The organism is Delftia sp. JD2, from assembly GCF_001682645.1.
In the GTDB taxonomy this organism is placed as follows: domain Bacteria; phylum Pseudomonadota; class Gammaproteobacteria; order Burkholderiales; family Burkholderiaceae_C; genus Comamonas; species Comamonas acidovorans.
In genome coordinates, this window is the sequence record NZ_LFJT01000012.1 from 28,726 (window position 1) to 54,705 (window position 25,980).

The 25,980-nt window shown below is 69.1% G+C and carries 21 protein-coding genes; 13 read left to right on the forward strand and 8 right to left on the reverse strand.

The features are described from left to right. Positions 1-216 precede the first annotated feature (216 nt). The 6 genes from ACM14_RS08870 (at position 217) to ACM14_RS08895 (ending at position 7,982) form a co-directional block, all read left to right on the forward strand. The gene (locus ACM14_RS08870; protein ID WP_065345960.1) at positions 217-2,406 is read left to right on the forward strand and encodes a TonB-dependent siderophore receptor; all 2,190 of its coding nucleotides are present in this window, start codon (positions 217-219) and stop codon (positions 2,404-2,406) included. A 4-nt stretch (positions 2,407-2,410) separates the two neighbouring features. Next, on the forward strand, positions 2,411-4,177 hold the full coding sequence (locus ACM14_RS08875; protein WP_065345961.1) for an enterochelin esterase domain-containing protein: 1,767 nt from the start codon (positions 2,411-2,413) through the stop codon (positions 4,175-4,177). A gap of 62 nt (positions 4,178-4,239) precedes the next feature. Further along, positions 4,240-5,202 carry a siderophore ABC transporter substrate-binding protein gene (locus ACM14_RS08880; RefSeq protein WP_254662027.1) on the forward strand — a complete coding sequence of 321 codons (963 nt, stop codon included), beginning with the start codon at positions 4,240-4,242 and terminating at the stop codon, positions 5,200-5,202. A gap of 46 nt (positions 5,203-5,248) precedes the next feature. Further along, on the forward strand, positions 5,249-6,232 hold the full coding sequence (locus ACM14_RS08885; RefSeq protein ID WP_043780677.1) for an ABC transporter permease: 984 nt from the start codon (positions 5,249-5,251) through the stop codon (positions 6,230-6,232). Continuing rightward, positions 6,229-7,227 (forward strand): iron chelate uptake ABC transporter family permease subunit, encoded by a 999-nt coding sequence (locus ACM14_RS08890; protein WP_065345963.1) that lies wholly within the window; start codon positions 6,229-6,231, stop codon positions 7,225-7,227. The genes ACM14_RS08885 and ACM14_RS08890 overlap by 4 nt, the downstream gene beginning before the upstream one ends. Next, positions 7,224-7,982, forward strand: a complete 759-nt coding sequence (locus ACM14_RS08895; protein WP_013804468.1) for an ABC transporter ATP-binding protein — start codon at positions 7,224-7,226, stop codon at positions 7,980-7,982. The genes ACM14_RS08890 and ACM14_RS08895 overlap by 4 nt, the downstream gene beginning before the upstream one ends. A 181-nt stretch (positions 7,983-8,163) precedes the next feature. Here the strand turns inward: ACM14_RS08895 and queA are convergent, their stop codons facing one another. Beyond that, positions 8,164-9,264, reverse strand: a complete 1,101-nt coding sequence (gene queA, locus ACM14_RS08900; RefSeq protein ID WP_034389929.1) for a tRNA preQ1(34) S-adenosylmethionine ribosyltransferase-isomerase QueA — start codon at positions 9,262-9,264, stop codon at positions 8,164-8,166. Positions 9,265-9,362: 98 nt separating this feature from the next. Further along, on the reverse strand, positions 9,363-10,622 hold the full coding sequence (locus ACM14_RS08905) for an HD-GYP domain-containing protein (protein WP_065345964.1): 1,260 nt from the start codon (positions 10,620-10,622) through the stop codon (positions 9,363-9,365). Between the two features lie 194 nt (positions 10,623-10,816). Between ACM14_RS08905 and recG the strand changes: the two genes are divergently transcribed. The 6 genes from recG to ubiA all read left to right on the forward strand — a co-directional run bounded on the left by recG (position 10,817) and on the right by ubiA (position 17,919). Continuing rightward, complete coding sequence (recG, locus tag ACM14_RS08910; RefSeq protein ID WP_065345965.1) at positions 10,817-13,039, forward strand: ATP-dependent DNA helicase RecG; 2,223 nt, start codon at positions 10,817-10,819, stop codon at positions 13,037-13,039. Between the two features lie 335 nt (positions 13,040-13,374). Next, entirely contained in the window at positions 13,375-14,148 is a 774-nt protein-coding gene (locus ACM14_RS08915) for an MHYT domain-containing protein (RefSeq protein WP_013804464.1), read from the forward strand. 226 nt (positions 14,149-14,374) lie between these two features. Continuing rightward, positions 14,375-15,340: a LysR substrate-binding domain-containing protein gene (locus ACM14_RS08920; RefSeq protein ID WP_013804463.1), complete on the forward strand. Its 966-nt coding sequence runs from the start codon at positions 14,375-14,377 to the stop codon at positions 15,338-15,340. A 120-nt stretch (positions 15,341-15,460) separates the two neighbouring features. Further along, complete coding sequence (locus tag ACM14_RS08925; protein WP_043822499.1) at positions 15,461-16,066, forward strand: Dps family protein; 606 nt, start codon at positions 15,461-15,463, stop codon at positions 16,064-16,066. 59 nt (positions 16,067-16,125) lie between these two features. After that, on the forward strand, positions 16,126-16,923 hold the full coding sequence (locus ACM14_RS08930) for a phosphatase PAP2 family protein (protein WP_065345966.1): 798 nt from the start codon (positions 16,126-16,128) through the stop codon (positions 16,921-16,923). 126 nt (positions 16,924-17,049) lie between these two features. Then, positions 17,050-17,919: a 4-hydroxybenzoate octaprenyltransferase gene (gene ubiA, locus ACM14_RS08935; protein ID WP_065345967.1), complete on the forward strand. Its 870-nt coding sequence runs from the start codon at positions 17,050-17,052 to the stop codon at positions 17,917-17,919. A gap of 74 nt (positions 17,920-17,993) precedes the next feature. Here ubiA and proC read toward each other — a convergent pair whose 3' ends face one another. The 4 genes from proC to ACM14_RS08955 all read right to left on the reverse strand — a co-directional run bounded on the left by proC (position 17,994) and on the right by ACM14_RS08955 (position 22,440). After that, entirely contained in the window at positions 17,994-18,833 is an 840-nt protein-coding gene (proC, locus tag ACM14_RS08940; RefSeq protein ID WP_065345968.1) for a pyrroline-5-carboxylate reductase, read from the reverse strand. Positions 18,834-18,865: 32 nt separating this feature from the next. Next, positions 18,866-19,657, reverse strand: coding sequence for a VOC family protein (locus ACM14_RS08945; protein ID WP_065345969.1), 792 nt, complete (start codon positions 19,655-19,657; stop codon positions 18,866-18,868). Positions 19,658-19,697: 40 nt separating this feature from the next. After that, on the reverse strand, positions 19,698-20,678 hold the full coding sequence (locus ACM14_RS08950) for a tripartite tricarboxylate transporter substrate binding protein (RefSeq protein WP_013804457.1): 981 nt from the start codon (positions 20,676-20,678) through the stop codon (positions 19,698-19,700). A gap of 64 nt (positions 20,679-20,742) precedes the next feature. Continuing rightward, entirely contained in the window at positions 20,743-22,440 is a 1,698-nt protein-coding gene (locus tag ACM14_RS08955) for a thiamine pyrophosphate-binding protein (protein ID WP_065345970.1), read from the reverse strand. Between the two features lie 96 nt (positions 22,441-22,536). Here ACM14_RS08955 and ACM14_RS08960 point away from each other — a divergent pair, with 96 nt between their 5' ends. Beyond that, positions 22,537-23,232: a GntR family transcriptional regulator gene (locus tag ACM14_RS08960; protein ID WP_065345993.1), complete on the forward strand. Its 696-nt coding sequence runs from the start codon at positions 22,537-22,539 to the stop codon at positions 23,230-23,232. A gap of 7 nt (positions 23,233-23,239) precedes the next feature. Here the strand turns inward: ACM14_RS08960 and ACM14_RS08965 are convergent, their stop codons facing one another. Together ACM14_RS08965 and glpK are read right to left on the reverse strand one after the other, a co-directional pair. Continuing rightward, positions 23,240-24,445, reverse strand: a complete 1,206-nt coding sequence (locus tag ACM14_RS08965; protein ID WP_175403258.1) for an esterase-like activity of phytase family protein — start codon at positions 24,443-24,445, stop codon at positions 23,240-23,242. Further along, entirely contained in the window at positions 24,414-25,910 is a 1,497-nt protein-coding gene (glpK, locus tag ACM14_RS08970) for a glycerol kinase GlpK (protein ID WP_012202955.1), read from the reverse strand. The genes ACM14_RS08965 and glpK overlap by 32 nt, the downstream gene beginning before the upstream one ends. Positions 25,911-25,980 lie beyond the last annotated feature (70 nt).

Here is a 25,980-nt window from a genome sequence, read left to right on the forward strand (position 1 = left end):
GGCCGCCTGTTGCCTGGCCCCCACTGTTTTCAACGCGATTGTTTGCTGGCCGTGCGCCCATGTTTGCGCGCGGTGCGTTGTTGCTGCTTTCTTAATAAGAATAATTCTCATTTTCTATAATTCGGGCAGATGCCGTATCCGGCCTGTGTCCGAGTGTGTCCGAGTGGCTCCGGGCTAAATGCGGCGCATTTCCTTCCGTCTCGAAAGCCCTCCCGGATGTCTTCCCGTACCCGCATCGGCCTGCCGCGCGCAGGCGCCGTCAGCCCCTTCACCCCTGTTTGCACCCCTGTTTGCACGCTCCACCGCCTGGGCACCATCGCCCGTGTCTGCGCCATGGTGGCTGCCGCGGCGCTGCCCGCGGGCGCCTGGGCCGCTGACGCCGAGCTGGGCGAGGTCACGGTGCGCGGCACCACCGATCCCCAGACCCTTCCCACGGTGGCCCCGGGCGGCCAGGTGGCCAAGGGTGCGGGCCTGGGCGTGCTGGGCCAGCGCGATGTGATGGACACGCCGTTCAACATCACCTCCTACACGGCCGAAGGCATTGCCAACCAGAACGCGGCCACGCTGATGTCGGTGCTGGAAAACGATCCTTCGGTGCGCTTCACCACCAACACCGGCCATGCCTACGAGAACTTCACCATCCGCGGCCTGGGTGTGAATGCCTCGGAGCTGGGCTTCAACGGCCTGTATGGCCTGGCGCCCGACGGCCACGTGCCCGTCGAGATGATCGAGCGCGTGGAGGTGCTCAAGGGCCCCGGTGCGCTGATGAGCGGCATGACGCCCGGCGGCGCCGTGGGCGGCACCATCAACCTGGTGACCAAGCGCCCGCTGGCCCAGGATCTCACGCGCGTGACCACCATGTTCAGCAGCGGCTCGCAGCTGGGCCTGCAGGCCGATGTCTCGCGCCGCTTCGGCCCCGAGCGCCGCCTGGGCATACGCGTCAACGGCAGCACCTCGAGCGGCGACACCGAGATCGACGGCCAGAACCGCCGCCATGGCCTGGGCGCGCTGGCGCTGGACTACCAGGGCGACGGATTCACGCTGGGGCTGGATGCCTACAGCTACCGCTCCACCATCCGCGATGGCAGCCCGATGATGGTCAGCATGCAGAACCTCAAGCAGGTCATCGCGGCGCCCGACGCCACGACCAACCTGTTCCCCGGCATACACGCCAAGCAGCAAAGCGATGCGCTGATGCTGCGCGGCTCGGTGGACCTGGGCGCGGACTGGACGCTGTTCGGCTCCGCAGGCACGGCGCAGCATGCCTACGACGGCATGCTCAACGGCACGCGCGTGGTGCTGCGCGCCCAGGGCGACGGCTCGGCCGTGGGCCAGACCTACAACCAGTACGGCTATACCGACAGCACCGCGGCCGAGTTCGGCGTGCGCGGGCGCCTGCGCACGGGCGGCGTGAACCACCTGCTGGTGGCCTCCCTGAACTGGATGAACCAGAAGGGCGGGCGCGCGGCCGTGGCCACCAGCGCCAGCTACATCACCAACATCTACAACCCCGCGCCCATCACGCTGGCCGGCCCCTACGGCGCCATCAAGCAGGAGCGCGACGACGTGCTCAGCAGCCTGGCCCTGGCCGACACGCTGAGCTGGGGCGGCGATGCCGTGCAACTGACCGTGGGCGCACGCCTGCAGCGCGTGAACCAGAAGATGGCGGGCTACAACGAGCAGGCCGTCTCGCCCGCGCTGGGCCTGGTGGTCAAGCCCTGGGGCGATGCGGTCTCGCTGTACGCCAACCATGTGCAGGGCCTGAGCGCGGGCTCCATCGTCGGCGCCACCTATGCCAATGCCGGCGAAGTGTTCGCGCCCTACAAGACCAAGCAGTTCGAGATCGGTGCCAAGTGGCGCACGGGTGATTTCACGCAGACGGTCTCGCTGTTCCAGATCGAGCGGCCCTCGTCCGTGGTGGAGACCGCGACCAACCGCCTGCTGATGGATGGCGAGCAGCGCAACCGGGGCCTGGAGTGGAATGTCTTCGGCGAGCCGCTGCGCGGCACGCGCGTGCTGGGCGGCCTGGCCTACACCCAGGCCATCCAGAGCAAGACGCAGGGCGGCGCGCGCGATGGCTTCGGCGTCTACGGCGTGCCGCGCTGGACGGCCAACCTGGGCGGCGAATGGGACGTGCCCGCGCTGCCGGGCGCCACGCTCACCGGTCGCCTGATCTACACGGGCGCCCAGTGGGTGAATTCGGCCAACACGCTGAAGATGCCCAGCTGGACCCGCGTGGACGTGGGCGCGCGCTATGCCACCCGCATCGCGGCCAAACCCGTCACCTTCCGCGCCACGGTGGAGAACCTGTTCGACAAGTCCTACTGGGCCGGCAGCTTCAACGACAACTTCGCCACCACGGGCGGCCCGCGCACGGTGCGTGTCTCGGCCACGGTGGACTTCTGACGCCATGGCGCAAGCTGCACGACAAGGCCTGTGCGTGGCCGCCTCGCTGCTGTGCCTGCTGGGCGCAGCCGTCCATGCCGGTGAAGACATGACGGCAGCCGCATCGCGGCAGGCCCTGGCCGCACGGCCGGGCACGCTGGCGCCGGGCCAGGCGGCCACAGGGGTCCTGGCTGCCGGTGGGCGCGAGTCCTGGCGCGTCGATCTGCCCGCCGGCCACGTGGTCCAGGGTGAATTCGAAGGGCAGGGCGTGGCCCTGGACCTGGAGGATGCCCAGGGCCGGCACCTGCGCCGCCTGGCGCGGCCCGATGGCGGTGCGCAGTCGCTGATGTGGGTCACGGAGGGGGCCGGCAGGCAAAGGCTGGTGGCGCGCCACATCGCAACGGACGCGCTGATGGCCGGCGAGGTGAAATCCGCAGCCGGCCGCTTTGCGCTGCGGTTGACCTCCAGTCTTGCGCCGTTGGGCGCCAAGGCTGTGCAGGCCCTGGAGCGGCCTGCGCTGGAAAGCCCACGCCTGCAGGCCCTGGCGCAGGCCATCCAGCGCGGCGCGGGTTCGGGCGTGGCGGCAGACGCCTTCTGGCGGCGCGTGCAGGAGGAGGGCGCGCCGATGGTGGAGCCGCTGCCCGGCGGCCAGTCCCTGGTCACCTTCCTGTGGCGTGGCCAGCCGCGCGCCGGCATGCAGGGGGTTCGCCTGTTCGGCAGCCCGGCCGGCAACCATGATCCGCTGCAGCATCTGCCCGGCAGCGATGTCTGGTGGGCCAGCTTCCGCATGGCCGACAACGCGCGGCTCAGTTACCGCCTGGCGCCCGATGTGCCGCTGATCGCAGGCTCGGCCATGGAGCAGCGCCGCGCCCTGCTGGCCACGGCGCAGCGCGATCCGCTCAATCCCAAGGTGTTTCCGCAGCCCCCCGAGGGGGGCTTCATCGACGCCTTCCAGGGCGCCTCCGTGCTGGAGCTGCCCAAGGCCCCACCCCAGCCCTGGGTGGCGCCACGCGCGGGCGTGGCCCAGGGGGCGCTGGTGCAGCACCGCCTGTCCAGCCGCGTGCTGGGCAACAGCCGCGATGTCTGGACCTACCGCCCGGCGGGCGGCCAGGCGCCCGAGGCGCTGCTGGTGCTGTTCGACGGCAACGCCTATGCGAAGCAGGTGTCCACGCCCACCCTCATCGACAACCTCATGGCCGACGGCCTGATCCCGCCCACGGCCGTGGTGCTGGTGGACAACGCCAGCCCGCAGGCGCGCGGCAGGGAGTTGCCGCCCAACACCGCCTTCGCACGCTTTCTGGATGAGGAGCTGATGCCCTGGGTGGGTGAACGGGGCCTGGGCCAGCCGGCGGCGCGCACGGTGATCGGTGGCTCCAGCTTTGGCGGCCTGGCCTCGGCCTATGCGGGCCTGGTCAATGCGCGCTGGTTTGGCAACGTGCTGAGCATGTCGGGATCGTTCTGGTGGTCGCCGGCCGGCGAGGTGCCGGGCTGGGTGCAGCGCCGCTATGCCCAGGAGCCGCGCCAGCCCGTGCGCTTTTATCTGGATGCGGGCCGCTACGAGCGCGCACGCGGCGGGCAGGACGGCATCCTGGAAACCAACCGCCACCTGGCCGATGTGCTGCGCGCCAAGGGCTACGAAGTCACCCAGGCCGAGCACGAGACCAGCCATGACTACCTGCAGTGGCAGGGCTCGCTGGCCTGCGGCCTGGTGGCCCTGCTCAACCCCGGGCGCTTTGCCCAGGGCCTGCCGGCCTGCGAGCGCATGCCGGACGGCACGCCGGCACTTCCCTGATGCTGCAAAGGCCAATGTTTGAACTTCCTGGCAATACAGCAATCACTGTAAAGATGAACACCATGAATGCAAATCATTCCCGTCGCCGGATCCTGGCGAAGATGGGCCAGGGCCTGGGCGTGCTGGTCACGCTGCCGCTGGCGGCGCAGATGTCCCATGCCCAGACGGCAGCGGTTGGCAAGACCGTGACCGTGCCGCATGCCAAGGGCGAGATCCAGGTGCCCTTCAAGCCCGTGCGCGTGCTGGTGTTCGAGCTGGCGGCGCTGGACACGCTGCAGGCGCTGGGCGGCGAGGTGCGGGGAGTGCCCGAGTTCAAGATGCCGCCGCTGCTGGCCCGCTATGCCGATGCGAAATACGCACGCATCGGCAGCCTGTTCGAGCCTGACTACGAATCCATCAAGGCGCTGTCGCCCGACCTCATCATCGTGGGCGGCCGCTCCGAGGCCAAGTACAAGGAGCTGTCGCGCTTCGCGCCCGTGCTGGACCTCAGTGTCAGCGACCAGCACCAGATGGCCGACATCTACCGCAACATCCGCACGCTGGGCGCCGTCTACGGCCTGCAGGACAAGGCCGAGGCCGAGGTCCGGTCCGTGGAGCAGGCCATCACCGCACTGCATGGCAAGGCGCAGGACGCCGGCAAGGGGCTGGTGCTGCTGACCTCGGGCGGCAAGCTCAGTGCCTATGGGCCGGGTTCGCGCTTCGGCATGCTGCACGATGTGTTCGGCGTGAAGCCGGCCATCGACAACCTGACGGTGGCGCGCCATGGGCAGGTGGTCTCCTTCGAGTTCCTGCTCAAGACCAATCCCGACTGGCTGTTCGTCATCGACCGCGACGTGGCCATCGGCCAGGATGGCAAGACCGCCCAGCAACTGCTGGACAACCCGCTGGTGCGTGCCACCAAGGCCTGGCGCGGCAAGCAGGTGGTCTATCTGAACGCAGCCAACTGGTACACCCTGTCCAACGCCGGGCCGGGCGCGCTGAAGGCCAATATCCAGCAACTGTCGGATGCCTTCACCCGCACATGACCTCAAAGCGTTGAGCCCGCCTGTCGCCACCGCGCACGCCGCGCCCATGTCACGCCCATCGCGCCAGGCCCTTGCCTGGCTTTTCGCGTTGGGCCTGTTGCTGGCGCTGTCGCTGGCCAGCCTGATGGTGGGCGCGGGCGACATGCACTGGAGCGTGCTGTGGTCGCGCAGCGAGGACGACCTGGCCAGCCAGGTGCTGGTGTACAGCCGCGTGCCGCGCACGCTGGCCCTGGTGCTGGCCGGCGCATCAATGGCGGTCTGCGGACTGCTCATGCAGATGCTGGCGCGCAACCATTTCGTGGAGCCTTCCACCGTGGGCACGGTGGAGTCGGCCAGCCTGGGCATGCTGGCCGCGTTCCTCTGGGTGCCGCATTGGCCGGTGATGGCCAAGATGGGCATCTCGGCCGTGGCGGCGCTGCTGGGCACGGCGCTGTTCCTGGCCGTGCTCTCGCGCATCCGGCTGCGCTCGTCGTGGATGGTGCCCCTGGTCGGCCTGGTGCTGGCCGGCGTGCTGGAGGCAGCCGCCAGCTTTCTGGCGCTGCAGTTCGACATGATGCAGGCGCTCAAGTCCTGGTCCAACGGCGATTTCTCGCTGGTGGTTCAGGGCCGCTACGAGTTGCTGTGGCTGTCGCTGGGCGTCACGGCCCTGGCCTGCCTGGCGGCCGACCGTTTCACCGTGGCGGGCCTGGGCGAGAGCTTTGCCACCAACCTGGGCCTGAACTACCGGCGCCTGGTGTGGCAGGGGCTGGTGGTGGTGGCCGTGGCCACTTCGGCCGTGGTGGTCACGGCCGGCAGCCTGCCCTTCGTGGGCTTGATCGTGCCCAACGTGGTGCGCCTGGTCCTGGGCGACAACGTGCGCCGCAGCGTGCTGTGGGTGGCGCTGATCGGCGCGGGCCTGACCGTGCTGTGCGACCTGGTCGGGCGGCTGCTGATCGCTCCCTATGAAATCCCCGTGGGCACCGTGCTGGGCGTGCTGGGCAGTGCCCTGTTCCTGGCGCTGATCCTGCGCCGCCGCAAGGACCGTGCATGAGCAGCCTGCCGCAATCCGTTGCTTCCGATGAGCCTGCAGCGCGCAGCTGGGGCCATGGCGCGCGCCTGGCGCTGCTGGGCGCGCTGGCCCTGCTGTGCCTGCTGGCCTTCATGACCGTGGGCGTCAAGACCGACTGGGCCTTCGTGCTGGAGCACCGGGGCGCCAAGGTGCTGACCATGGCGCTGGTGGCCTGTGCCATCGGCCTGTCCACCGTGGTGTTCCAGACCGTGTCGCACAACACCATCCTCACGCCTTCCGTCATGGGGCTGGATGCGCTGTACCTGTTCGTGCAGGCGTCCATGGTGCTGATGCTGGGCGCGGCGGGCGTGTCCGCCATGGGCGAGGTCGGGCGCTATGCGCTCAACATCGTGCTGATGATGGGCTTCAGCGTGCTGCTGATGCGCTGGCTGTTCGTGGGCCATGCCAGCAGCCTGCACCTGATGCTGCTGGTGGGCATGGTGGGCGGCATCTTCTTTCGCAGCCTGGCCGGGCTGGCCATGCGCGTGCTCGATCCCAATGAGTTCACGGCGCTGCAGGACCGCATGTTCGCCAACTTCAACGCGGTGAACCTGCAGCTGCTGCTGCCGTCGCTGCTGCTGATCGCCCTGGGCAGCGCCTGGATCTGGCGCCAGCGCCGCGTGCTGGACGTGATCTCGCTGGGGCGCGATGCCGCCGTCAGCCTGGGCCTGGACTACGAGGGCCGCGTGCTGCGGCTGCTCGCCGTGGTGGCCTGCATGGTGGCCGTGTCCACGGCCCTGGTCGGCCCGGTGATCTTCTTCGGCCTGCTGGTCAGCAACATGGCCTATCACGCCATGGGCACGCGCCGCCATGCCTGGGTGCTGCCTGCGGCCGTGCTCTGGGGCTGCGTGCTGCTCATGGGCGGGCAGGTGCTGCTGGAGCAGCTTTTTCAATTCAATACCGTGCTGAGCATCGTGGTGGAGTTCCTGGGTGGAATCGTCTTCATCCTGCTGCTCATGCGCAAGGGGACCCAATGATCGAGGTGCGTGATCTGCTCAAGCGCCATGGCGGCACGGCAGTGCTGCAGGAGCTCAATTTCGATGTGCCCGAGCGGGCGCTGACGGCCATCATCGGGCCCAACGGTGCGGGCAAGTCCACGCTGCTGTCCCTGGTCAGCCGCCTGATGCCCATCACGGCGGGCAAGGTGCGGGTGGCTGGCCTCGACGTGGCCACCACGCCCACCGAGGCGCTGGCGCGCATCATGGCCATCCTGCGCCAGGACAACCAGAGCACGCTGCGCCTGACGGTGCGCGACCTGGTGGGCTTTGGCCGCTTTCCGCACAGCAAGGGCCGGCTGGGCCCCGAAGACCTGCGCCATGTGGACGAGGCGCTGGAGTACCTGCAGCTCACGCCGCTGGCCGAGCGATTTCTCGACGAACTGTCAGGCGGCCAGCGCCAGCGCGCCTACATCGCCATGGTGCTGTGCCAGGACACGCCCTTCATCCTGCTGGACGAGCCGCTGAACAACCTGGACATGGCCCACGCCGTCAGCATGATGGGCCTGCTGCGCCGCGCCGTCACCGAGCGCGGCAAGACCGTGGTCATGGTGCTGCACGACATCAACTTCGCCTCGTGCTACGCCGACCACATCATCGCGCTCAAGGACGGCCGCCTGGCCGTGGCGGGCACGCCGGCCGAGGTGGTGCAGGACGAGGTCCTCAGCAGCCTCTACGGCATCCCCGTCAGCGTGCACGAGGTCAAGGGCCGCAGGCTCTGCCATTACTTTGGTTGAACATGCGGCGTTTCGGGCTTGGCGCTTGAACCTGGCGCGGCCTGAGGCGAGGGACACCAAGCAAGGGCCTAAGCCAGCCGCGCCGCCCCGCCGCGAGGGTGTCGCCGGCTGCCCGTATGACCCCCCTCCCCCGCGAAGCGGGTAGAGAGGCGCCGTGCAACGGGGGAAGGCGCGAAGCGACTCAGGGGGTGCTTTTCTTCTTCAACAGCATGGAATCGCCATAGCTGAAGAAGCGGTACTCCTGCGCAATCGCATGGCGGTACAGCGCCATCACCTGCTCGTAGCCCGCGAAGGCGCTGACCAGCATCATCAGCGTGCTCTTGGGCAGGTGGAAGTTGGTGATCAGCAGATCGACCACCTGGTACTCGAAGCCGGGCGTGATGAAGATGCGCGTGTCGCCTGAGAACTGGCCTGTCTGGGCCCAGGACTCCAGCGTGCGCACCGTGGTCGTGCCCACGGCGACGACGCGGCCGCCGCGCTGGCGGCAGCGTTCCAGCGCAGCCAGCGTGGCCAGCGGGATCTCGTACCACTCGCTGTGCATCTGGTGGTCGGCCAGGTTCTCGGTCTTCACGGGCTGGAAGGTGCCGGCGCCCACGTGCAGCGTGACGCTGGCGCGCTCGATGCCGCGCTCGGCCAGGCGGGCCAGCACGGCGTCGTCAAAGTGCAGGGCGGCCGTGGGCGCGGCCACGGCGCCGGGGCGGGCCGCGAAGACGGTCTGGTAGCGCTCGCTGTCTTCGGCGGCGTCGGGGTCGTTGCCTGTGTCCTGGTGGCGCTCGATATAGGGCGGCAGCGGCAGGTGGCCGAAGCGCTCCATCAGTTCGTGCGGCGTCTCGCCGCGCGGGCCTTCGAAGCTCAGGTGGAACAGCGGGCCGTTCTCGTCGGGCCAGCGGCCGCGCAGCACGGCGTCGAAGCCGCCGCGGTTCTTGCCGCCGCACAGGTGGATGCGCGAGCCGGGCAGGGGCTTCTTGCTGACGCGCATGTGGGCCACGACATCGTTGCCTTCGAGCACGCGCTCGACCAGCAGCTCCAGCCGGCCGCCGCTGGCCTTCTCGCCGAAGATGCGCGCCTTGAGCACGCGCGTGTCGTTGAACACCAGCAGGTCGCCGGGCTGCAGCAGGTCGGGCAGCTCGTGGAAGATGCGGTCGGTGGGCGGGGTGGCATCGTCGCGGCCGTCGAGCAGGCGCGAGGCGCTGCGCTGGGCGGCAGGATGCTGGGCGATCAGGTTCTCAGGAAGCTCGAAGTCGAAATCGCTGAGCGAAAACACACGGGACAGGGAGGACATGCAGTGCTTGAGGGCCGGACATGGCCCGTTCCAAGTTCGTTGAACGGAAGTCCGCCATTGTCGCAAACCCTGGGGTCATCCCCGGAATTTCGCGGCGGTCACTTGGCCATCTGGGCCTGTGTCTGGGGCTGGCGCTCGAACTCCAGCCACAGCGTCTCCAGATCCGGGAAGTCCCAGTTCGCCGGGTCCTCGCGCGCGATGATGCGGTCGTTGCCCTGGCTCTCGGACAGGTCCTCGATCTCGGGCGTGACGCGGCAGGCCTGGCGCAGCGAATAGAACACCTTGACGCGCGGCGCCAGCAGGCTGCCCGGCGAGGCATCGACCACGACGGCCAGGCGCTGCGAATGCAGGCGCACCAGCGAGCCCAGCGGATAGATGCCCACGGTCTGCACGAACTGCTCGAACAGCCGCTTGTCGAAATGGCGGGGGCTCCACTCGGCCATGCGCCGCAGCGCCTCCGAGGGCGGCCAGCCCTTCTTGTAGGGCCGGTCCGAGGTGATGGCGTCGTAGACATCGCAGATCGCCGTCATGCGCGCCAGCAGGCCGATGTCGCCCTGCTGCAGTCCGTCGGGGTAGCCGCTGCCGTCCACCTTTTCGTGGTGGTGCAGGCAGGCATCGATGACCTCGTCGTCCAGGCCCAGCGGGCGCAGCAGCTGCTCGCCATGGCGTGGGTGGGCGCGCATCAGCGACCATTCGGCATCGTCCAGCGGCCCGGGCTTGTTGAGCACGGCGACCGGGATCGCGGTCTTGCCCAGGTCGTGCATGAGACCGGCCATGCCGGCCTTGCGCAGGCTGTGGTCGTCCAGGCCCATGCGCTTGGCCAGCGCCACCATCAGCGCGCACACGGCCAGGCTGTGCATGTAGGTGTAGTCGTCGGCCGTCTTCAGCCGTGCCAGGCCGATCAGGGCGTGGGGATTGCGCGCCACGGAGGCCGTCACATCGTCCACCAGCTGCCCGGCGGCCGTGGCGTCCACGGGCCGGCCCAGCCGCGCGTCGCTGAACAGGCGGCTGAGCAATTGCTTGGCCTGCACGCAGGTCTGGGCGGCGCGGCGCAGCTCGGTAGCGGTGGAAATGGGGGCCGTGCTCTGCTCGGAGACAGGGCGGGCGCTGTCCGGGATCTGGTGGCGAAGCTCGTCCTGCGGGTCAAAGCGCAGGCAAGGCACCTGGACACCCACGTCCAGGCCCTTGCGCACGTCGATCCAGACCTCCTGGATGGAGGTGGAGCGCAGGCGCTGGAGGTCGGCCTCGGAGCGGAGCAGGAAACGGGTTCGCCAAAAAGGATGCTCCATCCAGGAGCCGCAGAACTCGTGCAGGAACATGCCCAGAGTGACATGCTGGACATTGATACGCTTCAACATGGCATTCGGTGGCGGGGTAACACTACGTAACGTCAGCGTGCATGGTAGCGGCTTCCCCAGAGACCCGGGGCCTCAAGGGTGCTTTGGGCAAGGGCATCCGGCATGAACGTGGCGTGTTGCCTACACCTGTATATTCATACACTATGCTGCATGCCCACCCATGTCCATGCGCATGCTCTGAAACAGGATAGCCCATGCCCTTGAACGTCTCCTCTGCCTTCCCAGATCTGGGGCGCGACGCCCCCGGCGGCAAGGCCGCGCGTGCCGGCAAGGGAAAGGCCGCAGGCAAGGGCGGCAAGGCAGGAGACAAGCCCGCAGCGCCCGCCAAGCCCGCAGCCAGCGCCGCGCAGAAGGCGCTGCAGAAGATGGGCCTGGTGCGCGACATCGATCTGGCACTGCACCTGCCGCTGCGCTATGAGGACGAGACGCGCATCACCGCGCTGCGCAATGCCCGCGAGGGCGATACGGTACAGATCGAGGCCACGGTGACCCACAGCGAGGTGCAACTGCGCCCTCGCCGCATGCTCAAGGTCACGGTGGACGATGGCACGGCCGAATGCGTGCTGACCTTCTTCAGCTTCTACCCCTCGCACCAGAAAACCCTGTCCGTGGGCGCGCGGCTGCGCATCCGCGGCGAGGTCAAGGGCGGCTTCTGGGGCCGGCAGATGCTGCACCCGGCGTTTCGCGCGGCGGGCGGCGACCTGCCCACGGCGCTCACGCCCGTCTATCCCACGGTGGCGGGCCTGCCCCAGGCCTACATCCGCCGCGCGGCGGTCACGGCCATGCTGCGCGCCGATCTCTCCGATACCCTGCCCCAGGGCGAGCATCCGCCCGTGGCGCAGTTCCATGGCAACGGCGGGCTGCCGCCGCTGTTCAGCCTGCGCGATGCGCTGCAGTTCCTGCACCACCCCACGCCCGATGTGGCCCTGGCCACGCTGGAAGACCATTCGCACCCGGCCTGGCAGCGCCTGAAGGCCGAGGAGCTGCTGGCCCAGCAACTGTCCCAATACGAGGCCAAGCGCGAACGCGCGCGGCTCAGGGCACCCGTGCTGCGCGCCCAGCCCATGGACAGCGCCCAGGGCCTGGCGCGCCAGTTCCTGGACCAATTGCCCTTTGGCCTGACCGGCGCCCAGCAGCGCGTGGTGGCCGAGATCCTTGCCGACATGGAGCGCCGCATGCCCATGCACCGGCTGCTGCAGGGCGATGTGGGATCGGGCAAGACCGTGGTGGCGGCGCTGTCGGCCGTGGCCTGCATCGAGGCCGGCTGGCAGTGCGCGCTGATGGCGCCCACCGAAATCCTGGCCGAGCAGCATTTCGGCAAGCTGGTCGGCTGGCTGGAGCCGCTGCTGGCCCCGCTGGGCAAGCGCGTGGCCTGGCTGGCCGGCGCGCAGAAGAAGAAGGAACGCACCGCCATGCTGGAGCTGGTCCACAGCGGCGAGGCGGCCCTGGTCGTGGGCACGCACGCCGTCATCCAGGACCAGGTGCAGTTCAAGAACCTGGCGCTGGCCGTCATCGACGAGCAGCACCGCTTCGGCGTGGCCCAGCGGCTGGCGCTGCGCCAGAAGCTCGCGGCCTCGGGCATGGAGCCCCATCTGCTGATGATGAGCGCCACGCCCATCCCGCGCACCCTGGCCATGAGCTACTACGCCGACCTGGATGTGTCCACCATCGACGAGCTGCCGCCGGGCCGCACGCCCATCGTCACCAAGCTCATTGCCGACAGCCGCAAGGACGAGGTCATCGAGCGCATAGGTGCCCAGGTCGCGGAAGGGCGACAGGTCTACTGGGTCTGCCCGCTGATCGAGGAAAGCGAGGCGCTGGACCTGTCCAACGCCACGGCCACCCATGCCTATCTGAGCGAGATGCTGCCCGGCGTCATGGTCGGCCTGCTGCACTCGCGCATGCCCACGGCCGAGAAGAAGGCCGTGATGGAGCTGTTCTCCGCCGGGGTCATGGGCGTGCTGGTCTCCACCACGGTGATCGAAGTGGGCGTGGACGTGCCCAACGCCTCGCTCATGGTCATCGAGCATGCGGAGCGCTTCGGCCTGTCGCAGTTGCACCAGCTGCGCGGGCGCGTGGGGCGGGGGGCGGCGGCCTCGGCCTGCGTGCTGCTGTATTCGGTGGGGGACAGCGGGCGCCTGGGCGAGACGGCCAAGGACCGGCTGCGCGCCATGGCCGAGACCAATGACGGCTTCGAGATCGCGCGGCGCGACCTGGAGATCCGCGGCCCCGGGGAATTCCTGGGCGCGCGCCAATCGGGTGCGCCCATGCTGCGCTTCGCCGACCTGGAGCAGGACCTGATGCTGCTCGACTGGGCCCGCGAACTGGCGCCGCGCATGCTGGAGCAGCACCCGCAACTGGCGCAGCGCCATGTGGGCCGCTGGCTGGGCGGCAAGGCCGAATTCCTCAAGGCCTGATCGGCTCGTTCCATTTTCGCTGGGTGGCTGTGTTACGTATTTTTACGTGTCCAGGCGCTGCCTGGCAACGTCATCTTCCACAGGCCTGCAGCCCGCGCCAGACATGGTTTCCACGCGCGTTGTAGCCATCGAAATGGAGCGCTTCATGACGTCCTGGCGGTGACAGCGCCGTCCCGTTACGGCATTGAATATTTGTGACCTTTTGGTACATTGAGTCACAAAAAACAGGGTAGCTCCATCCGGGAGGGGATGGCCTGCCAAGCCTCCCCCACGGGGAGGACGGCCGCGATCACTCTTGTGTTGTCCCATTTTTCTGCGAATGAGGAGCTGCCAACATGAATGAAGCCGTTCAAGCGAATGAGATCGTCGAGACCTCCTGGCGCATGGGCCTGGTGGTCCTGTCGTATGGCATTGCCGTATTGGGCTCCTTCGTGGCCCTGACTGCGGCGCAGCGCATCCGGGGACGCGAGGGCATCAGCTGGCTGAACCTGCTGGCGGCGGGCACGGCGCTGGGCGGCATCGGCGTGTGGTCCATGCATTTCACGGGCATGCTGGCGCTGAACCTGGGCATGGGTTCGGGCTACTCCATGGTCGAAACCCTGCTGTCCCTGTGCGCCGCCGTTGCCGCCACCTCGGTGGCGCTGGCCTTTGTCGCGCGGCGGCCCGAAAGCGGGGCGCGCGTGCTGGGCGCGGGCACCCTGCTGGGCCTGGGCGTGGCCTTCATGCATTACCTGGGCATGTATGGCATGCGCTTTCCGGGCTTCATCGTCTGGTCCGTTCCCACCGTGCTGCTGTCCGTGGGCATCGCCGTGGCCGCGGCCAGCGCCGCGCTGTGGCTGTCGTTTCGCACCAGCTCGCCGGGCATGCGTGCGCTGGCCGCCGCCGTCATGGGCGCGGCGGTCTGTTCCATGCACTACACCGGCATGGCCGCAGCGGACTTCGTATGCATTTCAGAGACACAGCGTTATGCTAGGCCGCAAGGCTTTGCCGTGATCAGCGCCCTGGACCTTCCGGTCTTTACCGTGATCGTGGCCATAGGCCTGGCTGCATTGATAGGCATGGACCAGCTCATGCAGCAACGCGACCGGATGCGCCGGCCGTTGCACTAGGTGGATAAATACAAAAAGCCGGCGGGTCGGGGAGCGCGCAGTGGTCATGCGCGGACGAGGACTGGCACAATCGAATTAGGACAAATCCTAGAACCTGTGCAGGAACTTTTGAGGGGAGCACCCCGGCAAGCGGGCCGCAAGGCCTGATTGCACAAAGGTTCCGGCACAGGTTCTTGGTGTAAGACCATCGTATTTTCCGAGGCTCCCTCCCAGACACAGCTCGCCAATGACACTTACCGAACTCAAATACATCGTGGCCGTGGCACGTGAAAAGCATTTTGGCCGCGCCGCCGAAGCCTGTTATGTGTCCCAGCCCACGTTGTCCGTGGCGATCAAGAAGCTGGAGGAGGAGCTCGATGTCAAGCTCTTCGAGCGCAGTGCCGGCGAAGTGTCGGTCACGTCGCTGGGCGAGGAGATCATCCGTCAGGCGCAAAGCGTGCTGGAGCAGGCCGCCGAGATCAAGGAAATCGCCAAGCGCGGCAAGGACCCGCTGTCCGGCGTGCTCACCCTGGGTGTGATCTACACCATCGGCCCCTACCTGCTGCCGGACCTGGTGCGCAACTCCATCATGCGCACACCGCAGATGCCGCTGATGCTGCAGGAGAACTACACCATCAAGCTGCTGGAGATGCTGCGCACCGGCGAGATCGACTGCGCCATCGTCGCCGAGCCCTTCCCCGACACCGGCCTGGCGCTGGCGCCGCTGTACGACGAGCCCTTCATGGCCGCCGTTCCCAGCACCCATGCGCTGGCCCAGAAGGACCATGTCTCCACCAGCGATCTCAAGAACGAGACCATGCTGCTGCTGGGCTCGGGCCACTGCTTCCGCGACCATGTGCTCCAGGTCTGCCCCGAGTTCGCACGCTATGCCAGCAATGCCGAAGGCATTCGCCGCACCTTCGAAGGCTCGTCGCTGGAGACCATCAAGCACATGGTGGCCGCCGGCATGGGCGTGACCCTGGTGCCGCGCCTGTCCGTGCCCGCCGATGCGCTGGAGACCACGGCGCGCCGCCGCAAGACCGACGAGCCGCACATCCGCTACCTGCCCATCCTCGAGGACGACGGCTCGGCCCCGCCGACACGCCGCGTGGTCCTGGCCTGGCGCCGCAGCTTCACGCGCTACGAGGCCATCGCCGCCCTGCGCAACGCCGTCTACGCCTGCGCCTTGCCCGGCGTCAAACGCCTGTCCTGATGACCGCACCGGCGCGCGAGTCGGGCCTGTGGGGCCGCTGCGCTTGCGTTATCGTTGCAACTGGCTCCCGGGCGACCTGCCGGGAGCATCTTCCGTTTGTACGAAGCTGAAAGGGATCCCATGGCCAAAAATGCCAGCAAAGACAAGTCCGGTGCAAAGAAGCCAGAGGCCGTGCAGGCCGACAAGGCGGACAAGGCAGTGCAGCCTGCAAAGGCCGCACTGGCCGACGTGGCACCGGCGTCCGTGCGCTCCTCCGCCATCCATATCGGCATTAGCGACAAGGACCGCGCGGCCATCGCCAAGGGCCTGTCGGCCCTGCTGGCCGACACCTACACGCTGTATCTGACCACGCACAATTTCCACTGGAACGTCACCGGCCCGATGTTCAACACGCTGCACACCATGTTCATGGGGCAGTACACGGAGCTGTGGAACGCCGTCGACCCCATCGCCGAGCGCATCCGTGCGCTGGGCCATTTCGCGCCGGGCTCCTATGCCGACTTCGGCAAGCTCACCAGCCTGGCCGACGTGCCCCACGATCCGCCCAAGGCCCTGGAGATGGTGCGCATCCTGGTCGCCGGCCACGAGGCCGTGGCCCGCACGGCGCGCAGCCTGTTCCCCCTGGCCGACAAGGCCAGCGACGAACCCACGGCCGACCTGCTGACCCAGCGCCTGACCGTGCACGAGCAGACCGCCTGGATGCTGCGCGCCCTGCTCGAAGACTGATGCTGCGCAAACCCCAGTCTTCCCGCGTACCCACCCTGGCCCGGGAGTGATGCCGCCGCATGCTCTGGACCTGGATTGACGCACACGCCGCCACGGGCGGCCTGTGCCTGGTACTGGCCGCCCTGGGCGGCCTTTTTTTCTATCTGCGCCTGCCTGCCATGGCACGGCTGCGCCACGCAGGCCTGCCCATGCCGCGGGCCGCATGGCTGGGCCTGGCTGCCGCCGGCGTGCTGGCCTTGCTGGCACTGGCCGTGATGGTGCGCGACATGCTGGGCCTGGCCCAGCCCGCAGGCTGCGCCAACTGCACCGACTGGCCGGTGCTCGACGAGGCCCTGCACCTGTGGCTGGCCGGCCATGCCACCGATGCCTGGGTGCGCCCCGTGGTCGCCTTCACCCAGCTGGGCAATGTGGCCTGGATGGTGTCGCTGTCGGCCGCCGTGCTGGCGCTGCTGCTGTGGCGGCGCGACTGGCTGCATGCGGCCGCCTGGGTGGTGGCCACGGCTGGCGTGGGCCTATGGATACGCGCCATCAAGACCAGCGTGGGCCGTCCGCGCCCCGTGGGTGGCTGGGTGCCTGAAGGCGGCTTCAGCTTCCCCAGCGGCCACAGCGCGGGCACCTTCGTGCTCTATCTGATGCTGGCCTGGCTGCTGCTGCCGTACCTGCGCCCGGCCTGGCGCTGGCCCGTGGGCCTGGCGGCCCTGGCTGTCGCCCTGGGCGTGGGCGCCAGCCGCGTGGTGCTGCGCGTGCACTATGCCAGCGATGTGCTGGCCGGCTGGCTGCTGGGCCTGGCCTGGATGGCGCTGGTGATCTGTGCCGTGGAGTGGGCGCAAACCCGCGTTGCCGGCAGGCGCTGCTGAGGCGCGCCGCCGAGCCCGCCCGCCCAGCGGCGACAATGCGGGCATTTTCGAATGTGATGCGTGCGATGGTCGGCCCACGGCCGCCATCGGCGCCCAGACGCCATGCCCACCACCTCCTCTACGCCCATGCCTGCGCCCCGGCGCAGCAAACTGTCGCTCTATCTGGACCTGGTCCGCTTCAACCGGCCGGCCGGCTGGCTGGTCCTGGTCTGGCCCACGCTGGCTGCACTGTGGGTGGCAGCGGGCGGGTTTCCGGGCTGGCATCTGCTGGTGGTCTTCGTGCTGGGAACGGTGCTGATGCGCAGCGCGGGCTGCTGCATCAACGACATCGCCGACCGCGACTTCGACCGCCACGTCAAGCGCACCACGCAGCGGCCCATCACCTCGGGGCTGGTCTCGGTCAAGGAGGCCGCGCTGCTGGGCGCGGCCCTGGCCCTGGTCTCGCTGGGCCTGGTGCTGACCACGCGCTGGGAGGCCGTGGCCTGGTCCGTGCCCGCCGTGCTGTTCACCATCCTCTACCCGTTCACCAAGCGCTTCTTCGCCATGCCCCAGGCCTTCCTGGGCATTGCTTTCAACTTCGGCATCGTCATCGCCTTCGCCGCCGTGCAGGGCCAGGTGCCGGCCACGGCCTGGATTCTGTGGCTCGCCAACATGTTCCTGGTGCTGGCCTATGACACCGAATACGCCATGGTGGACCGCGACGACGACCTCAGGATCGGCATGAAGACCTCGGCCATCACCCTGGGCCGCTTCGACGTGGTGGCCGTCATGGGCTTTTTCGTGCTCTGCGGCCTGCTCACTATCTGGGCGCTGGCGCCCTATGGCCTGGCCTGGCCTTTCTGGCTGGGCCTGGCCGTGGCCGCGGCCCAGGTGATCTGGCACTTCACCCTGATCCGCCACCGCACGCGCGAGGGCTGCTTCGTCGCGTTCAGCAAGAGCCACTGGATCGGTGCCAGCCTGTTCGCGGGCGTGGCGCTGGGGTTTGCGCTGCGCTGAGGGCTCAGCGCTGAAAAAACAAGGGAGGCCGGTGCCTCCCTTTTGCATGGAGCCTGGGGCGCGCTGCGCCGGGCTCAGCGGCCGAATTCGGCGGCCAGCTCCTTGGCCCGTGTTTCCGCTGCCCGCATGGCGGCCACGAAATGCTCGGGCACCTGTTGCGCCTGCATGTGGGTGATGGCGGCGTGGGTGGTGCCGCCCTTGCTGGTCACGCGCTGGCGCAGCACGTCGGCGCTTTCGGTGGAGCGGGCGGCCAGTTCCGATGCGCCCTGGAAGGTGGCCACGCCCAGGCGGTAGGACTGCTCGGCCGTGAGGCCCATGTCCACGCCGGCCTGTGTCATGGCTTCGAGGAACAGGAAGACATAGGCCGGGCCCGAGCCCGACAGGGCGGTCACGGCGTCCAGGTGCGCTTCCTGGTCGACCCAGACGAACTGGCCCGTGGTGGCCACCACCTGCTCGACGGCGCTCTTGCCTGCGGCATCGACCTGGGCGCATGCGAACAGGCCCGTCATGCCCTTGCCCACCAGGGCTGGCGTGTTGGGCATGGCGCGCACGATGCGGCCCGTGCCCAGCCACTGGGCGATGGAGTCCGTGGGAATGCCGGCGGCAACGCTCAGGTGCAGGGCCTGGGCGGTGTGCGGCGCCACGGCCTGGGCGGCTTCCTTGAAGGTCTGGGGCTTGACGGCCCAGACCACGATGCCGGCACCGTCCAGCGCGCTGGCGGCGGCCGCGGCATCGGCATGGGCCGTGATGCCGAAGTTCGTGCGCAGCGCGTCGCGTGCAGCCTCGAATGGTTCGACGACGACGATGCGATCTGCGGATTGGCCCTGGCCGATCAGTCCGCCGATGATGGCGCTGGCCATGTTGCCGCCACCGATGAAGGCGATGACAGGGGAGGCTGTGGAAACGGTGTTCATGCTGGTGGCGGTGGAGAAGGGAAACGAAGAGTTTAGAGCGTGTTCCCACCGTGCCAGCGCATGTCCACGCCATGGCTGGCGGCCAGGTCCAGGGGCTGTGCCGGGGCGCCGGGCCGCTGGCGCAGGGCGAGCGCGCAAGGGCCCTCTCCGCGCGTGGCAAGGCGCTGGCGCAGTGCGTCGGAGGCCGCCAGTGCCTGCGCGCCTTGCAGCAGCAGATCGAAGCCCGGCAATGCCAGCCGCGCGCCCTGGTCGTCCAGCCTCTGCAGCGGCAGGTCCGGGCCCAGCAGCGCCCGGTAGCGGTCCAGGCTGGCGTCCAGGTTGTGCACGGCGACGGTCAGCGAGGCCACGCCCAGCGCGCCGTTGGGATGCTCGCGCACGCTGCCCTCGGGCACGCGCAGCACGCGCGGCGTGACGTCGCCGCACAGGAAGGGCAGGTCGGGCGTGGCGTGGCGCGCCGTCTGCCACAGCAGTTGCGCGCCATCGGGGCGCACGCGGCCTCCGTCCACGGGGCCGACCAGGGTATCCAGCCCCCGCCCGCGCGCCTCGGCCAGGGCCTGGGCGGTGCTTTGGGGCAGCAGGGCGAAGTCCACCAGCCCCTCGCCATGGTCGCGCAGCGTGCGGTACCAGCGCTCTTCGGGCGCCGGGGCGGTCCAGGCAATGATCTCCAGGTAGGCGCCGTCGGCAAACACGACCAGTGCGTTGTGCGAGGTGCGGCCCGGATGGCGGCCGCCGATGGCGACCTGGAAGCCCAGCGCGCGGTAGTCCGCCACGGCGGCCTGGAGGTCGTGCACGGCGATGACGATGTGGTCCAGCGGAAGTGCCATGAATGCTCCTGTGTGGTGTAAGGGGGTGCCGCCCGGATTCTCAGTCTTCGAGCTGGACCTTGTTGTCGCGCACGAAGCGGCCCCAGCGCTCATATTCCTGGCGCACCCAGCGGTCGAGGGCGGGTCCGTCCGTGGCCATGACTTCAAAGCCCGACTGCATGAGCTTGCTGCGGATGTCGGGCGTGTTCAGCGTGGCCTGGAAATCTTCGGTGAGCTTGTGCACCGTGGCTGCCGGCGTGGCGGAAGGCGCGAACACGCCGATCCACGAGTAGGCCTCGAAGCCCGGGAAGCCGGACTCGGCCACGGTGGGCACGTCGGGCAGCTCGGGCAGGCGCTTGAGGCCGGTCACCGCCAGCGGCTTGATCTTGCCCGCCGAAATCTGGCCGCGCAGCGCCGCATAGCTGAGCAGGGTGAGGTCGGACACATTGCCGAGCACGGCCTGCACGGCCGGGCCGCCGCCGCCGTAGGGCACGTGCAGCACGTAGGTGCCCGAGCGGCGCTTGATGTCTTCCATCACCAGGTGGTTCATGGACCCCAGGCCGGTCGATGCGTAGCTGTATTTGCCCGGGTTGCGGCGCGCCAGCTCCAGGAAGCCGGCCAGGTCCCTGGCGGGCACCGAGGCCGAGGCACCGATCACCAGCGGAAAGCGCAGCGCCAGCGACACGCCCGTGAAGTCCTTGAAGGTGTCGTAGGGCAGCCGGGACTTGGCGATGGGATTGATGGCATGGGTGTCGAAGCTGAACAGCAGGGTGTTGCCGTCCGGAGCGGACTTGGCCACGTACTGGGTGGCGATCTGGCTGGCGGCGCCGGGGCGGTTCTCCACGATCACCGGGCGGCCGGCCACTTCGCCCAGGCGCGGCTGCAGTATGCGGGCGGCGATGTCGGTGCTGCCCCCCGGCGGGAAGGTGATGACCAGCTTGAGCGGGGCGGCGCCCTGCGCGGATGCCGTGCCGGACGGCCCCAGCAGGGATGCGGCGGCCATGGCCAGCAGCAGCTGGCGGCGTGAGGGTGGATGGGGCATGGGAAGGCTCCTTTTCAAGCGCATTGGCGGGCAGGAAATCGGGAATCTGTGCGTGGGGCTGGCGTCAACCCATCCACTGGCTCACCGGCACGGCCGTGTCCTGGAGCTCTTGCGAGATCACATCCACCAGCGCCGGGCCGTCGTGCATCAGCGCGGCCTTGAGCGCGGCTTCGAGATCTGCCGGGTCATGCACCTGCCAGGCCTTGACGCCGAAGGCCTCGGCCACGCGGGCATGGTGGGTGCGGTTGAAGTCGACTGAAAAGTAGCGTTCATCGTAGCCGGACTTCTGGCTGGCCTTGATCCAGCCGAACACGCTGTTGGAGAACACGATCATCTTCAGCGGCACGTTGCGGCGCACGATGGTTTCCAGCTCGCCGCAGGTGAAGCCGAAGCTGCCGTCGCCCATGACCGCGACCACCACGGAATCGGGCTGGCCGATGGCGGCGCCAAAGCCGGCGGACATGGCAAAGCCCAGCGCCCCGTGCGCGCGGTTGGTGATGAAGTGTCGGCCGGCCTGGGGGGCGTCGAAATAGGCCGTGAAGTAGGGGCAGGGCGTGCCGGGGTCGGCCACCACGATGGCGCGCGCGGGCAGCAGGCGGTTGAGCGTGTCCACCACGCGCTCGGGCTTGATGGGGCGCTCCAGCGAGGCCGCCAGCGGCGCGAAGAAGGCCTGCTTGGCGGCGCGCGCGGTGGCCGCCAGCGCGGCGCCGTTTGCGGCATCGGCGGGGCGGCGGGCGATGCGCTGCTGCACGGCCGCGTGCAGCGCCTGCAGGCCCAGCAGGGCGTCGCCCACCAGGGCCACGTCGGTGCGGTAGTTGGTGCCTATGGTCATGGCGTCCACGTCCAGATGGACGATGGTCACCTTGCGCGAGGGCATCTGCCAGTGCTCGGTAGTGGTGGAGCCGGCCCGGGCGCCGATGAACATCACCAGGTCCGCCTGCGCCACCACGGCGCGCGTGGCCTCCACGCCGCCATTGGTGCCCACCACGCCGGCATTGAGCGGATGGCTGCCCGCCAGGCTGCCCTGGCCGCTGACGCTGGAGCACACGGGCGCGTTGAGCAGGGTGGCCAGCGCATCCAGTGCGGCGCTGGCGCCCGCGATCAGCACGCCGCCGCCGCAGATCAGCACGGGGCAGCGGGCCGCCACCAAGCGGTCGGCAGCCTCGGCCACGGCCGCCGGATCGGGCGCGGACCGGTAGGCCGGATAGTGGTCATGCCCTGGCTGGGCCCAGACATCGGCCGGATCCAGCGTGTGCTTTTGCACGTCATAGGGCAGGCAGATATGGGTGGCACCGGGCCGGCCCGTGGTCATGGCGCGAAAGGCACTGCGCACGGCGTGCGGAATCTGGTCCACGCGGTCGATGGTGGTATTCCACTTGGTCAGCGGCCTGTACAGCGCCTGCTGGTCCAGTTCGGTCAGCGGGAACTTGCCGCGCGCACCCACGGAAACGTCCGAGGTGATGCCCAGCACGGGCACTGAGGACTCATTGGCCTCGGCCAGGCCGGGCAGCAGGTAGGTGGCGCCGCCGCCGCTGGGGCCTTCGCACACGCCCACCTTGCCGGTGACGCGCGCATAGGCATCGGCCATGTAGCCGGCGCTGCGCTCGTCCCGCGTGAGGATGTGGTCCATGCCGTGGTCCAGCCGCGCCATGGCGTCGTAGAAGGGCAGGCTGGTGTCGCCGCACAGGCCGAAGATGTGCTTGACGCCGTTGAGCTGCAGCATGCGGACCATGGCGTCGGCGCCATTGAAAGCGGTGGTCATGTCGGGAGTCTCCAGGCAGGTTGGGTGACGGGTTTTTTAAGAATCCATTTCAGTATACTTAAAAGAATGCGCAGCGCCAAAGGGCACAATGGCGCCATGAAAATCTCCAACATCCGCCATGAACGGGGCTCCAGCGTCTACAGCACGCTGCGGGACATGGCCATCTCCTACGAATTCAAGCCGGGCGAGCGCCTGAGCGAGAGCGAACTGGCGCTGCGCCTGGGCGTGAGCCGCACGCCCGTGCGCGAGGCGCTGACGCGGCTGGTGGCCGATGGCTTTTTGCTGCCGGCCAGCCGCGGCTACATGCGGCGCGAACTGGACGTGAAGGAGTCGCTGGACCTGTACGAGGCCCGCGTGGCCGTGGAGCGCGAATGCGTGCGGCTGGCCGTGGAGCGCGCCACCGATGCCCAGCTTGACGAGGCCCTGGCCTACCTGGAGCAGAGCCAGCGCGTGGCCTCCGATACGCCGATCCGGCAGCTGGTGGACCTGGACGAGGGATTCCATCTGCGCATTGCCGACATGGCCGGCAACGCCGAGCTGCGGCGCATGCTGGCGAGCCTGAACGAGCGCATCCGCTTCATCCGGTGGATCGACATGGAGAGCGTGGGGCGCGCCTCCACCCAGCACGAGCACCTGGAAATCCTGCAGGCCCTGCGCGCGCGCGACGCCCAGGCCAGCGAACGCCTGATGGCCGAGCACATCGGCCTGCGGCGCGAGCAGATCGTGGAGGCCATTGCGCGCGGGCTGACGCGCATCTACCTGCCGCAGGAGCAGGTGCAGGCCACGCCCTGAAGCGCCTTCAGGGTGCGCAGGGCGGCGAGTGCCGGTAGGCGGTGATCAGGATCTGGTTGGCCTGCGCCGGGTTGAAGTTGTCGTCACTGGCGAACACCAGCACGCGCGTGCCATCGGGCAGCGGCGGGCCCCAGGACATGGCTTCCATGTTGTCCAGTCGGCCGGGCTGCACGGTGGACAGATCGGCCACCAGTTGCTTGACAGCCACCTGTGGCGGCGTTTGCGCGAAGCTGGCCAGGGCCAGCGTGTCAGGTGCCTCCAGGCCGATGCGGTACAGCCGCGCGCCAAAACCGTGGCCCGGGCTGTAGGAGCGCTCCAGCACCAGCAGGTGGCCGGGGCCGTCCGGCAGGATTTCGCTGATGCCGTTGACCTCGCGCTGGGGAAGGGCCCAGCTGGCGGCCGGCACGGCATCGGGCTGGTAGGCGATCTGGCGCAGCAGCCGGCCGTCGTCCAGGCTGACCAGGCTGATGCGCACGGGCGCGCCTGCCGTGGCGGCGCTGGCGCGCGGGCCGTCCTGGCGCAGCGGCGCTTCCAGGGCCAGCCAGGCCTGTTGGCCGTCCGGCGTGACGGCCAGCCCCTCGAAGCCGAAGTTCGAGCGCAGGCCCGGCCTGCCGTCCTCGTTCTTGAATGCGTAGAACCACCGCGCGATCTGGCGGCCCGTGGCGTCGGTCCTCACCAGCGAGGTGCCAAAGCCCCGGCCCGGGTCGCCTTCGTCGGTCCACAGCAGGCCGCCGTCCGGCAGCAGGCGGATGGCTTCGGGGTCGGGCACGGGCTGGGTGGCGGGCGCGGCATGGCGCGGGCGCAGCCAGCGGCCCTCGGCATCCAGCAGCGGGTGCACTTCGGTGACCTGCGCCTGCCAGGGGTTGGGGCCGGCGCGCTGGCCCGCGTCCAGCGGCTCTATGCGCAGGCGCATCCAGCGCGCGGGGCCGCGCGCCGAGCGGTCATCGCTGATGGCCAAGAAGTCGCCGCGCCGGGCGTCGTAGTCCAGGCCCGAGATGCCGCCGGTGGTGGCGCCATGGATGGGTTCATCGCGCGCAATCGTGGTGCTGCCCAGCCATTGCAGGCGCGCGCATGCCGTGGGCTGCGGGGACGGCAGGGCCTGGGGCGGCGCGGCGCAGCCGGCCAGCAGCAGGCCGGAAAGCACCAGGCTGGCCGCCTTGAACAAGGCCGTGAGCCCGTTGTCAGGCCGCCAGCGCGGTCTGGGCCACCGCATGCTCCCAGCGCGCCATCAGCTCGTCGGCGCGGTGCTTGTCCAGCGTGGGCACGAAGCGGCGCTCGGCCTTCCACAGCGCCGACAGTTCCTCGGTGCTCTGGTACACGCCCGAGGACAGGCCTGCCAGGTAGGCAGCGCCCAGGGCCGTGGTCTCCACGCAGGCCGGGCGCACGACGGGAATGCCCAGCAGGTCGGCCTGGAACTGCATGAGCAGGTTGTTGACGCAGGCGCCGCCGTCCACGCGCAGTTCGCTCACCGGCGCGCCGCCGCTGGCCACCGCGTCGCGGCTCATGGCCAGCAGCAGGGCGGCGCTCTGGAAGGCGATGGATTCAAGCGCGGCCCGCGCGATGTGGGCGATGGTGGTGCCGCGCGTCAGGCCCGTGATGGTGCCGCGCGCATCGGGCTTCCAGTAGGGGGCGCCCAGTCCGGTGAAGGCCGGCACCATCATCACGCCGCCCGAATCGGGCACGCTCTCGGCCAGTTGCTGCACCTGGCCGCTGTGCTCGATGGCGCGCAGCCCGTCGCGCAGCCACTGGACCACAGCGCCGCCCACGAAGACGCTGCCTTCCAGCGCATAGGCCGGCGCAGCGGTGGGCTGTGCCGCAGCGGTGGTCAGCAGGCCGTTGGCAGAGGTCTGGAACACGCCGCCCGTGTGCATGAGCATGAAGCAGCCCGTGCCATAGGTGTTCTTGGCCATGCCGGCCGAAAAGCAGGCCTGGCCGAAGAGGGCGCTTTGCTGGTCGCCGGCCACACCGCCGATGGCGATCTCGCCGCCCAGCACCTCGGCTGCCGTGCGGCCGAAATCGGCGGCGGAAGGCAGCACCTCGGGCATCAGCGCGCGCGGAATCTCCAGCAGCGCCAGCAGATCGTCGTCCCACTGGTTGGTGTGGACGTTGAACAGCATGGTGCGGCTGGCGTTGGAGACATCGGTCACATGGCGGCGTCCGCCCGTGAGCTGCCAGATCAGCCAGCTGTCCACGGTGCCGAAGGCCAGCTCGCCGCGCTCGGCGGCGGCGCGCGCGCCGTTGACGTTGTCCAGGATCCAGCGCAGCTTGGTGCCCGAGAAATAGGCGTCGATCAGCAGGCCCGTCTTGCGCTGGATGGTGTCGGCATGGCCGGCCTCGCGCAGCTGGGCGCACAGCGGCTCGGCGCGGCGGTCCTGCCAGACGATGGCGTGGTGTATGGGCTGGCCCGTGGCGCGGTTCCAGACCACGGTGGTCTCGCGCTGGTTGGTGATGCCCAGGGCGCGGATGTCGGCCGCCGCCAGCCCGGCCTTGGCCAGGGCCTCGCGCGCCGTGGCCAGCTGGGTGCGCCAGATCTCGCGCGGATCGTGCTCGACCCAGCCGGGCCGGGGATAGATCTGCGGCAGCTCCAGCTGGGCCGAGGCCACGATGCGGCCCTGGGTGTCGAAGACGATGCTGCGCGAGCTGGAGGTGCCCTGGTCCAGGGCAAGCAGATAGGTCATGGTGCGGTATCCAGGAAAAGCAGGGTCGGTGCGCGTGTCCTGTGCGGGCGGTGGCGCAGCGGCTGCGGAA

Excerpts from the sequence above, each read along its gene's own strand:
- ACM14_RS08870 (WP_065345960.1), top strand. The coding sequence starts at position 217 with ATGTCTTCCCGTACCCGCATCGGCCTGCCGCGCGCAGGCGCCGTCAGC.
- ACM14_RS08875 (WP_065345961.1), top strand. The coding sequence starts at position 2,411 with ATGGCGCAAGCTGCACGACAAGGCCTGTGCGTGGCCGCCTCGCTGCTG.
- ACM14_RS08880 (WP_254662027.1), top strand. The coding sequence starts at position 4,240 with ATGAATGCAAATCATTCCCGTCGCCGGATCCTGGCGAAGATGGGCCAG.
- ACM14_RS08885 (WP_043780677.1), top strand. The coding sequence starts at position 5,249 with ATGTCACGCCCATCGCGCCAGGCCCTTGCCTGGCTTTTCGCGTTGGGC.
- ACM14_RS08890 (WP_065345963.1), top strand. The coding sequence starts at position 6,229 with ATGAGCAGCCTGCCGCAATCCGTTGCTTCCGATGAGCCTGCAGCGCGC.
- ACM14_RS08895 (WP_013804468.1), top strand. The coding sequence starts at position 7,224 with ATGATCGAGGTGCGTGATCTGCTCAAGCGCCATGGCGGCACGGCAGTG.
- queA (WP_034389929.1), bottom strand. The coding sequence starts at position 9,264 with ATGTCCTCCCTGTCCCGTGTGTTTTCGCTCAGCGATTTCGACTTCGAG.
- ACM14_RS08905 (WP_065345964.1), bottom strand. The coding sequence starts at position 10,622 with ATGTTGAAGCGTATCAATGTCCAGCATGTCACTCTGGGCATGTTCCTG.
- recG (WP_065345965.1), top strand. The coding sequence starts at position 10,817 with ATGCCCTTGAACGTCTCCTCTGCCTTCCCAGATCTGGGGCGCGACGCC.
- ACM14_RS08915 (WP_013804464.1), top strand. The coding sequence starts at position 13,375 with ATGAATGAAGCCGTTCAAGCGAATGAGATCGTCGAGACCTCCTGGCGC.
- ACM14_RS08920 (WP_013804463.1), top strand. The coding sequence starts at position 14,375 with ATGACACTTACCGAACTCAAATACATCGTGGCCGTGGCACGTGAAAAG.
- ACM14_RS08925 (WP_043822499.1), top strand. The coding sequence starts at position 15,461 with ATGGCCAAAAATGCCAGCAAAGACAAGTCCGGTGCAAAGAAGCCAGAG.
- ACM14_RS08930 (WP_065345966.1), top strand. The coding sequence starts at position 16,126 with ATGCTCTGGACCTGGATTGACGCACACGCCGCCACGGGCGGCCTGTGC.
- ubiA (WP_065345967.1), top strand. The coding sequence starts at position 17,050 with ATGCCTGCGCCCCGGCGCAGCAAACTGTCGCTCTATCTGGACCTGGTC.
- proC (WP_065345968.1), bottom strand. The coding sequence starts at position 18,833 with ATGAACACCGTTTCCACAGCCTCCCCTGTCATCGCCTTCATCGGTGGC.
- ACM14_RS08945 (WP_065345969.1), bottom strand. The coding sequence starts at position 19,657 with ATGGCACTTCCGCTGGACCACATCGTCATCGCCGTGCACGACCTCCAG.
- ACM14_RS08950 (WP_013804457.1), bottom strand. The coding sequence starts at position 20,678 with ATGCCCCATCCACCCTCACGCCGCCAGCTGCTGCTGGCCATGGCCGCC.
- ACM14_RS08955 (WP_065345970.1), bottom strand. The coding sequence starts at position 22,440 with ATGACCACCGCTTTCAATGGCGCCGACGCCATGGTCCGCATGCTGCAG.
- ACM14_RS08960 (WP_065345993.1), top strand. The coding sequence starts at position 22,537 with ATGAAAATCTCCAACATCCGCCATGAACGGGGCTCCAGCGTCTACAGC.
- ACM14_RS08965 (WP_175403258.1), bottom strand. The coding sequence starts at position 24,445 with ATGCGGTGGCCCAGACCGCGCTGGCGGCCTGACAACGGGCTCACGGCC.
- glpK (WP_012202955.1), bottom strand. The coding sequence starts at position 25,910 with ATGACCTATCTGCTTGCCCTGGACCAGGGCACCTCCAGCTCGCGCAGC.